The sequence below is a fragment of the Mycobacterium sp. genome (genome assembly GCF_035603715.1).
In the GTDB taxonomy this organism is placed as follows: Bacteria; Actinomycetota; Actinomycetes; order Mycobacteriales; family Mycobacteriaceae; genus Mycobacterium.
In genome coordinates, this window is record NZ_DATNJW010000703.1 from 18,858 (window position 1) to 28,317 (window position 9,460).

General features: G+C 65.3%; 9 protein-coding genes and 1 riboswitch. Of the genes, 6 read left to right on the forward strand and 3 right to left on the reverse strand.

Going from position 1 to position 9,460, the window contains the following annotated elements:
* The first annotated feature begins 26 nt into the window (after positions 1-26).
* Genes VN856_RS28285 through VN856_RS28305 form a run of 5 tightly spaced genes read left to right on the forward strand, consistent with a single transcriptional unit; the run spans position 27 to position 3,838 of the window.
* Positions 27-1,109 carry a dihydrodipicolinate reductase gene (locus tag VN856_RS28285; protein ID WP_325695447.1) on the forward strand — a complete coding sequence of 361 codons (1,083 nt, stop codon included), beginning with the start codon at positions 27-29 and terminating at the stop codon, positions 1,107-1,109.
* Positions 1,106-1,606, forward strand: a complete 501-nt coding sequence (locus VN856_RS28290; protein WP_325695450.1) for a VOC family protein — start codon at positions 1,106-1,108, stop codon at positions 1,604-1,606. The genes VN856_RS28285 and VN856_RS28290 overlap by 4 nt, the downstream gene beginning before the upstream one ends.
* Positions 1,603-2,376, forward strand: coding sequence for an SDR family NAD(P)-dependent oxidoreductase (locus tag VN856_RS28295; protein WP_325695453.1), 774 nt, complete (start codon positions 1,603-1,605; stop codon positions 2,374-2,376). Before VN856_RS28290 ends, VN856_RS28295 begins: the two co-directional genes overlap by 4 nt.
* The gene (locus VN856_RS28300; RefSeq protein WP_325695456.1) at positions 2,373-2,972 is read left to right on the forward strand and encodes a TetR family transcriptional regulator; all 600 of its coding nucleotides are present in this window, start codon (positions 2,373-2,375) and stop codon (positions 2,970-2,972) included. The genes VN856_RS28295 and VN856_RS28300 overlap by 4 nt, the downstream gene beginning before the upstream one ends.
* A complete protein-coding gene (locus VN856_RS28305; RefSeq protein WP_325695459.1) occupies positions 2,969-3,838 on the forward strand; it encodes a DUF1295 domain-containing protein in 870 nt (289 codons plus the stop codon). The genes VN856_RS28300 and VN856_RS28305 overlap by 4 nt, the downstream gene beginning before the upstream one ends.
* Here VN856_RS28305 and VN856_RS28310 read toward each other — a convergent pair.
* Positions 3,835-4,221, reverse strand: a complete 387-nt coding sequence (locus VN856_RS28310; protein WP_325695461.1) for a DUF393 domain-containing protein — start codon at positions 4,219-4,221, stop codon at positions 3,835-3,837. The genes VN856_RS28305 and VN856_RS28310 overlap by 4 nt on opposite strands.
* A 275-nt stretch (positions 4,222-4,496) precedes the next feature.
* Here VN856_RS28310 and VN856_RS28315 point away from each other — a divergent pair, with 275 nt between their 5' ends.
* Positions 4,497-6,221 carry a DUF3556 domain-containing protein gene (locus tag VN856_RS28315; RefSeq protein WP_325695464.1) on the forward strand — a complete coding sequence of 575 codons (1,725 nt, stop codon included), beginning with the start codon at positions 4,497-4,499 and terminating at the stop codon, positions 6,219-6,221.
* Positions 6,222-6,290: 69 nt separating this feature from the next.
* Here VN856_RS28315 and metE read toward each other — a convergent pair whose 3' ends face one another.
* Both metE and VN856_RS28325 read right to left on the reverse strand, forming a co-directional pair.
* Positions 6,291-8,564, reverse strand: coding sequence for a 5-methyltetrahydropteroyltriglutamate--homocysteine S-methyltransferase (gene metE, locus VN856_RS28320; protein WP_325695467.1), 2,274 nt, complete (start codon positions 8,562-8,564; stop codon positions 6,291-6,293).
* Between the two features lie 133 nt (positions 8,565-8,697).
* A riboswitch (cobalamin riboswitch) is annotated at positions 8,698-8,908 on the reverse strand.
* Between the two features lie 30 nt (positions 8,909-8,938).
* Positions 8,939-9,460, reverse strand: a 522-nt coding sequence (locus tag VN856_RS28325) for an NAD(P)H-binding protein (protein WP_325695470.1), incomplete at its 5' end; no start/stop codon positions are given.

The window sequence follows — 9,460 nt, forward strand, 5'->3', positions numbered from 1 at the left end:
TGCCAGTCAGTCATACTGTGCCACGCATGAGTAACCCCGCCAAGTTGCGTGTCGTTCAGTGGGCCACCGGAGGCGTCGGCAAGGCCGCCATCGAATGCGTGCTGAATCATCCGCAGCTCGAGCTGGCCGGCTGCTGGGTGCACAGCGCGGACAAGAACGGGCGCGACGTCGGGGAGATCCTGGGCATCGAATCGCTCGGCGTCGCCGCGACATCCAACAAGGATGACGTGCTCGCCCTCGACGCCGACTGCGTGGTGTACAGCCCGCTGATCCCCAACGACGACGAGGTCGTGGCGATTCTGCGGTCCGGCAAGAACGTGGTGACCCCGGTCGGCTGGGTGTACCCGGACCTGAGCAGCCCCGCGGTCGCGGCGATCGCTGACGCGGCCGTCGCGGGCGGGGTGACGCTGCACGGGTCGGGAATCCATCCCGGCGGCATCACCGAGCGGTTCCCGCTGATGATCTCGTCGCTGTCGTCGGCGGTCACCCACGTCCGCGCCGAAGAGTTCTCCGACATCCGTACCTACAACGCTCCCGATGTGGTGCGCCACATCATGGGTTTCGGTGGCACCCCCGAGGAAGCCGTCCAAGGGCCGATGGCCAGCCTGCTGGAAAACGGGTTCAAGATGTCGGTGCGAATGATTGCCGACCACATGGGTTTTCGTATCGAGCCGAACATCAGGACGATCCAGGACATCGCGGTCGCGACCGCCGACATCGACTACGACCCATTCCCGATCCGCGCGGGAACCGTGGCCGCGCGCCGGTTCCGCTGGCAGGCGCTGGTCGACGGTGAGCCGGTGATCACCGCAGCGGTCAACTGGCTGATGGGCGAGGAAAACCTGGAACCCGCCTGGAATTTCGGCGACCGCGGCGAACGCTTCGAGGTCGAGATCACCGGCGACCCGACGGTGAATCTCACGTTCAAGGGTCTGCAGCCGGAGACGATTGCCGAAGGGCTGGTGAAGAATCCGGGGGTCGTGGTCACCGCCAATCACTGCGTCAACGCCATTCCCGATGTGTGCGCTGCCGAGCCCGGCATCAAGACGTACCTGGACCTGCCGATGTTCGCCGGGCGTCCGGCCGCTCGTCTCGCATCGAGCACATGATGGCCGCTGCGACCGACATCTCATTCTGTCATCTCGTCGTCGGGGTAACCGACATGGACCGCGCGCTGGCTTTCTATCGCGATGCACTGGGCATGGACATCGTCTTCGAAAGCCTGATCTCCGGTGAGCCTTTCGACGCTGTGCTGCACGCGAAGCACAAACAGGAAGGTCGCGTGGTCGGCGGACTGCTGGGCGGCCTGATGGTCGAGCTGCTGTCGCTGGGCGCCGAACCCGCCACGGACAAGCCGGCCCGCCGAGGCATCATCGGCATTCAGAACGTATCCCTGTCGGTCGTCGACCTCGACGACACTCACCGCCGCATCCGCGATGCCGGCTATCCGCCAGAACAGGATCCGTTCGAGATCGGTGGAGTACGAATGTTTTTCGTCAAAGACCCGGACGGAACCCCGGTCGAATTCATCGAGCTGCCCGGTGGCGTGCGCAGCACGTACGAGATGCACCGCGGTGTGCCGCTGCGGATGGGACCGGCTAAATGAGCTACACCCACCCCGACTCGATGCGCGGCCACGTCGCGATCATCACCGGCGGCGCCCAAGGCGTCGGTAGAGGCGTCGCCGCCGCCTTGCTCGAACGTGGGGCAGCGGTTCTGCTGGTTGACATTCTCGAGGAGAAGTTGGCCGCGACCACCGAGGAACTCCGAGCGGCCGGTCGCGTCGAACAATTGGTCGCCGATCTGCGCGATCCGCAATCAGCTCAACGAATCGTCGCGGCCGCGGTCGACGCCTTCGGCGCGGTGCATGGGCTGGTCAACAACGCGATCGCCACCAACGAGCCGAAGGCGTTCGTCGACATCACGACGGAAGACATCGCCCTCGGCCACGACGTCGGGCCGCGCGCCAGCTTCCTGCTCATGCAGGCGGTGCATCCCTTGATGGTTCAGGCCGGCGGCGGTTCGATCGTCAATTTCGGCTCGGGCACGGGCACCGGCGGCGAGCCGAGGTGGGGCGGATACGCCGCCGCCAAGGAAGCCATCCGCGGGCTGTCGAAAGTCGCTGCGCTGGAATGGGGCCGGGACAACATTCGCGTCAACGTGGTCTGCCCGTTCGCCGAATCCGACGGCGTCAAACTGTGGAAGCAGTTCGCGCCGGACGACTACACCAAGGCGGTTCGACGAGTTCCGATGAAGCGCATCGGCGATGTACGCGACGACGTGGGGGCACTGGTCGCGTTCCTGCTCAGCAGCGACGCGACCTTCGTCACCGGGCAGACCATCCACGTCGACGGTGGGATCGGCTGCTTCCGATGACCGAGTCGCTGCGCGATCGGCAGCGCGCCCAGATCCGGGCCGACATTCGTCGAGCGGCGTTCCGGCTGTTCATCGAACGCGGTTACGACGCGGTGACGACCGAGGAAATCGCCGCGGCCGCAGGCGTTTCCCCGCGCACCTTTTTTCGTTATGTGCCGACCAAGGAGGAATTGCTGCTGGCGCCGGTGCGATACGGCGGCACCGCCATCGTCAGCCTGCTCGAAGAGCGGCCCGCCGCCGAGGCCCCCGACCTCGCGCTGATCAACGCCATCGTCACCCGAACCCGTTCGTTCGGGGTGGCCGATACCGAAGAGTGGCGGGAAGCCCTGCTGGTCGCCCCCGATCTGCTCGGCAAGCTGACCGTGCACCGTCCCGCCGACAAGGAGCGGGCGACCAAGCTGGTCGCCGCGCGCATGGGCGCCAACCCCGACACCGACATCCGGCCCGGCTTGTTGGTTCAACTTGCCTTTGCAGCAGCCGATTTTGCGTTTCAGCGGTGGGTCTGTCAGTCGACGAAAAAGCCGCGGGCGCTGGACCGCTATGTCACCGAAGCGCTTGAGGCGGTCAAGAGTCCGCACTGGGAGAAAAGACGATGAGCAAGGCAAAATCGCTGACGCTGGTCGGTATCGCCTATCTCGTTGCCATAGCGGTGGGCGCGGCCTGGCTGGTATGGGGTGTGCACACCGGCCGGCTGTGGCTGGACACGTTGGTCGCCGACGTGTTGGGCACGTTGGTGATTTTCGCGTTCAGCCGGGCCTACCGCAACTCCAGCTTTTACGACGCGTACTGGAGCGTGATTCCGCCTGTGCTGCTGTTCTATTGGTGGAGTCAGTCCGGGGTACAGCAATTACGTTGCTGGCTGATCGCGGTGGTGGTGGTGTTGTGGGCGATACGTCTGACCGCCAACTGGTTGTACGCGTTTCCCGGTCTGCACCACGAGGATTGGCGCTACCCGATGTTCCGCGAGCGGGCCGGGCGATGGGAATTCGTGGTCGACCTGGTGACGATCCACCTCATCCCCACACTTCTGGTGTTCGCGGGCATGCTGCCGGTGTACGTCGCGGTGACCCGACCGGGCGGCGACATCGGTTGGCTGACCGATATCGCTTTCGTTGTCGGGCTGGCGGCCGTGACTCTTGAGTTGGTCGCCGACGTTCAAATGCACCGGTTCGTCCGGGATCGGCGAGCCGGTGAGGCGATGGACCGCGGATTGTGGTCGTGGTCGCGACATCCGAATTACTTCGGGGAGTTCAGTTTCTGGGTTTCGCTGGCGTTGTTCGGTGTGGCCGTCGCGCCGTCGGACGCCTGGTGGGTGTGCCTGGGGGCACTGGGGATGCTGGGCATGTTCCTCGGCGGCAGCATCCCGATGATGGAGACCCGCAGCCTGGAGCGGCGACCCGACTATCAGGACGTGGTCGACCGGGTTTCCCGCTTTGTGCCCCGCCCGCCGCGACGGGCCTAACAGGCGGTGGGGTGTGATTCGCAGTACGGCGTGGTGCCCGGGAACCGATACCGGTGCGCTACCACCCACCGGTAGACGACGTCCTCGATGAAGCGGATGCCGGGAATCCGGTAGACCAGCAACGGGACTCGGCTGCCGATCGCCGTCGAGAGCGCCGCGTTTGCGGCCTCCGCGCCGGAGTAGACCGTTCCCGAAGAATCCAGCCATCGCACCGCATCAAGCAGGCTCGTCGGCGCGACACCGAGCCGTTCCGCCACGCCGGGGCTTTGCAATGGCTCGGTCCGAATATTTCCGGTCCGATCGAACTTCAGCAGTAAATCCTTGGAGCGTGTGCACATTCCACACGCTCCGTCGAAGAATAATGTGCCCGCCGTCGCGTTCATCTCCGATACCCCCTGCTGTGGGCGTAGTTGCACCACCGAGTTTACGCCGGCGAGGCGGCGAGCCCGAAAAGCACCCGATCGCGAACACGATGCCGGTGCCGATCTCTGCGACGGCACTGATCCAGGAGAACCATGTCACGTTGATCCGTGGTCCGGAGACGAAGCTGTCCTGGGTGGCTGCGAAAGCTGACGCAAAGTAGTAGTCAAGCGCTCGGCCGACAGGGTTTACGAAGAACGGGGACCACGGCGCTAGAACACGTTCTAATCTTGCCGCCATGGGATTTCTCAAACAGGAAACTCCGCAGGTCGACTTCGACGAGTGGAGCAAGGGCACCCGCGCCGAGAAGATCATCCCGATGGCCCGGCACTGGGCCGAGGTCGGCTTCGGTACCCCGGTGTTGCTGCACCTGTTCTACGTGGTCAAGATCGTGCTGTACATCTTGGCGGCCTGGCTGCTGGCGCTGACCACGACCGGCATCAACGGTTTCACCAATGTCGCGCACTGGTACGCCGAGCCGATCGTGTTCGAGAAGGTCGTGCTCTACACGATGCTGTTCGAGGTGGTCGGTCTCGGTTGCGGCTTCGGCCCGCTGAACAACCGGTTCTTCCCGCCGCTGGGCTCGATCCTGTATTGGCTGCGACCCGGCACCATCCGACTGCCACCGTGGCCTGGCCGGATTCCATTCACGGAGGGGGATAGCCGCACACCGTTCGACGCGCTGCTCTACGGCGCGTTGCTGGTGCTGCTCGGCATCGCGATCTTCTCCGATGGCACCGGTCCGATGCCCGCGCTGGGCACGACGGTCGGCGTGCTCCCGGCGTGGCAGATCTGGGCAGTGCTCGGTGTGCTGGCGGTGCTCGGCCTGCGCGACAAGGTCATCTTCCTGGCCGCCCGCGGCGAGGTGTACGCCTCGTTCACCGCCGCGTTCCTGTTCGCCGGTTATGGCGTCGACCTGATCCTGGGCGCGAAGCTGGTGTGCCTGGTCATCTGGCTGGGCGCGGCGACATCGAAACTCAACAAGCACTTCCCGTTCGTCATCTCGACGATGATGAGTAACAACCCGTTGTTCCGGCCGCGGTTCATCAAACGCCAATTCTTCGAACACTTTCCGGACGACCTTCGTCCCGGCTGGCGCTCGCGCTGGCTCGCGCATTTCAGCACGGCCATCGAGGGACTGGTGCCGCTGGTGCTGTTCTTCAGCCATGGCGGTTGGCCCACCGCGATCGCCGCGTTCGTCATGCTGTGCTTCCACTTCGGCATCTTGTCGTCGATCCCGATGGGCGTGCCGTTGGAGTGGAACGTCTTCATGATGTTCAGCGTGCTCGCGCTGTTCGTCGGGCATGCCTCGATCGGACTGCATGACCTGACCACGCCATTGCCACTACTGCTGTTCGCGGTGGTGGCGGGCACCGTCGTGACCGGAAACCTGTTCCCGCGCAAGATTTCCTTCCTCCCGGGTATGCGCTACTACGCGGGAAACTGGGACACCACGTTGTGGTGCATCAAGCCCTCCGCGGAGGCGAAGATCGCCGACAACATCGTCGCCATCGCGAGCATGCCGGCCGCCCAGTTGGAGAAGTTCTATGGCAGCAAGGAAGCCGCGCAGATTCCGATGTACATGGGATATGCGTTCCGCGCCTTCAACACTCACGGTCGGGCGCTGTTCACCTTGGCGCACCGCGTGATGGCCGGTCATAACGAGGACGACTACGTTCTGACCGATGGTGAACGCGTCACCAGCACGGCCATCGGATGGAATTTCGGCGACGGGCACTTCAGCAACGAGCAACTTGTCGCGGCACTGCACAAGCGCTGCCACTTCGAACCGGGCGAAGTGCGGATCGTGATGCTCGATGCCCAGCCTATCCATCGACAAACCCAGCAGTACCGGTTAGTCGACGCTGCCACAGGCGAATTCGAACGCGGCTACGTCCGAGTGGCCGACATGGTGACGCGGCAACCCTGGGCCGACGACGTGCCGGTGCACGTGGAGTCGTAGCGCCGAACGTGAAGCTATTGCGAGGATCCAGCGCTTTTTCGCAACAGCTCCACGCTCGACGACAAATGGTTAGGCGTTGGCGCGGACCTTTTTCGTCGCCTCGACCAGGTTGGTCAGCGATGCCGAAACCTCGTCAGGGTTCCGGGTTTTCAGGCCGCAGTCCGGGTTGACCCAAAGCCGGTCAGCCGGAACGGCTTTCAGCGCTTCGCGCAACGACGTGGCGATCTCGTCGGTGCTCGGCACGCGTGGCGAGTGGATGTCGTAGACCCCCGGCCCGACGCTGTTGGAGAAGCCGATCGAGTTCAGGTCGTCGAGCACCTCCATGTGCGAGCGGGCCGCCTCGATCGAGGTGACGTCGGCGTCCAGGTCGGCGATCGCACCGATCACCTCACCGAACTCCGAGTAGCACAGGTGCGTGTGGATCTGCGTCGAGTCCGCCACACCCGATGTCGCCAATCGGAACGAGCCGACCGCCCAGTCCAGGTAGGCCGGCTTGTCAGAGTCGCGCAGCGGCAACAGCTCTCGCAGCGCGGGCTCGTCGACCTGGATCACAGCGATACCGGCCGACTCCAGGTCCACGGTTTCGTCGCGGATGGCCAGCGCGACCTGGTGGGCGGTGTCGGCCAGCGGCTGGTCGTCGCGGACGAATGACCACGCCAGGATCGTCACCGGGCCGGTGAGCATGCCCTTGACCGGCTTGTCGGTCAACGACTGCGCATACTTGGCCCACTCCACCGTCATCGGGTGCTGGCGGGTCACGTCACCGTAGAGAACCGGCGGGCGCACGCAGCGGCTGCCGTAGGACTGCACCCAGCCGTTCTTGGTGGCGAAGAAGCCGTCCAGTTGCTCGGCGAAGTACTGCACCATGTCGTTGCGCTCCGGCTCGCCGTGCACCAGCACGTCGAGGCCCAGCTCCTCCTGCAGCTTGATCACGGCCGCGATCTCGGACTGCATCCGGCGGGTGTACTCCGCCTCGTCGATCTCTCCGGCGACCAGCGCGGCGCGGGCCTTGCGGATCTCGACGGTCTGCGGGAACGACCCGATCGTCGTCGTCGGCAGCGGCGGCAAATGCAGCCGCTCGATCTGCGCATCGCGACGTTCGGCGGCCGGACCCCGCTCCGTGCCACCGGATTTCGCGATCGACTCGAGGCGCTCACGCACCTTGCTGTTGTTCAGCCGCGGGTCCTTCTCACGCGACGCGACCGCGGCGTTGGATTCCGCGATCTCGTCGGCCACCGCGTCGCGGCCATCCTTCAGCGCTTTCGCCAAAGTGGCCACCTCGTGCACCTTCTCGGCGCCGAATGCCAGCCAGCTGCGCAACGCATCGTCCAGATCGGTCTCGGGCTCCAGCGAATACGGCACGTGCAGCGTCGAGCAGGACGTGGACACCGCAACCGCCCCGGCAGGACCGAGCAGGCTGGCCAGCTTGCTCAGTGCCGCCTCCAGGTCGGTGCGCCAGATGTTGCGTCCGTCAACGACTCCGGCCACCAGCGTCTTGCCGGCCAACTCGGGAACCGATGCCACCGCGGTGTCGGGGCCGTAGACCAAGTCGACACCGATCGCCTCGATGGGCGTGCGGGCCAGCGCGGCCAGGCTCTTACCCGGGTCGCCGAAGTAGGTGGCCACATGGATCGCGGGCCGCTTGTCCAGCGCGCCCAGCGCGTTGTAGACCTTTTCCGCGAGTGCCGGCGCGTCGCCGGAGATATCGGTCACCAGCACCGGCTCGTCGATCTGCACCCAGGCCACGCCCTCGTCGGCGAGCTGGCCCAGCAGGTCGATGTAGAGCGGGACCAGTTCGTCGAGGCGCTCGATAGGTGCGCCCGCGCCGTCGACCGCCTTGCTCAGCAGCAGGAAAGTGACCGGCCCAATGACCACCGGACGGGCCGGAATGCCAAGATCGCGAGCCTCTTTGAGCTCCGACAACACCTTCTCGGGGTGCAGCGAGAACTTCGTCTTCGGCCCGATTTCCGGGACGATGTAGTGATAGTTGGTGTCAAACCACTTGGTCATTTCCAGCGGCGCGATGTCACCGGTGCCGCGCGCCGCGGCGAAGTAGCGGTCGAGGTCGTCGGAGACGGCCTGCACGCGCTGCGGCAGCGCACCGAGCATGACGGCGGTGTCGAGCACCTGGTCGTAATAGGAGAAGGTGTTCACCGGTACCGAGTCCAGGCCGGCGGCGGCCAGCTGAGACCAGGTGTCGTGGCGCAGGGTTGCGGCGACTTTCTCAAGGTCGGCGCGGCTGGTGCGGCCTGCCCAGTAACCCTCGGTGGCGCGCTTGAGTTCGCGTTTTGGGCCGATACGTGGGGAGCCGGTGACGGTGGCGGTAAAGGGGTTTGCGGTCACAATGGTTCGTGTCCTTCAATCGACGGGGTGGTCGCCGCCAACGGACGCAAAACCGATCCGGCGCAGCGCACACAGCCACTGCAACCATTACGGCCGGACGCCCATTCCTCGAGGCGGTGAGCCGCCAGGCGCGGCGCGCCCGACACAGCCGGCAGGTCTTCGGACTCACAGGCGTGCACCGGGTGGTGCTCCTACTGGCCGTCGCTTCCCGATCTTGCGATCAGTGCTTGTGACGGCGGTCGTTCCTGCATACCGCTGCGGGACAGTCCCGGACTCTCACCGGGTTCCCTCTTACGGAGCACATCTAACGTGCTTCGCTCGATGCCGACGTCGTCACCGTTGACGTCATCGGCAGACCAACTGCGTAGTGCAGATTACCCGGCGGTCAGCGCTTCAGGTATGGGCAGGTCACCGTTGTTGAAGTCGATGGTCCGGCGGATTGTCGAATCGTCGTTCAATGCGGCGGCCACGACCAGGGCCACGTCCTCGCGGGAAACTGAGCCTTTCTCGGCGGCATCGATACCGACCGCGATCCGGCCGGTCGCCGGTTCCAGGGTGAGACGGCCGGGCCCGAGCACGGTCCAGTCCAGGTCGCCGGCGCGCAGGTGGGCGTCGGCCGCCGCTTTCGCCTCGGCATAGGGATAGAAGGAGTTGTCTTCCGGCACACCGTGGTCGGGTCCGGCGCCGAAGTACGACACCATGACGAAGCGTCGCACGCCGGCCTGACCGGCGGCGTCGATCACCCTGATCGCGGCATCGCGGTCGACGGCATAGGTGCGAGCCGGATCGCCGCCGCCGGCGCCGGCGGAGAACACCACCGCGTCGTGGCCCGCGAGCAGATCGGCGAGTGCGGCGGTGTCGAGGTTCTCGATGTCGGCGACGGCGGGTCGCGCACC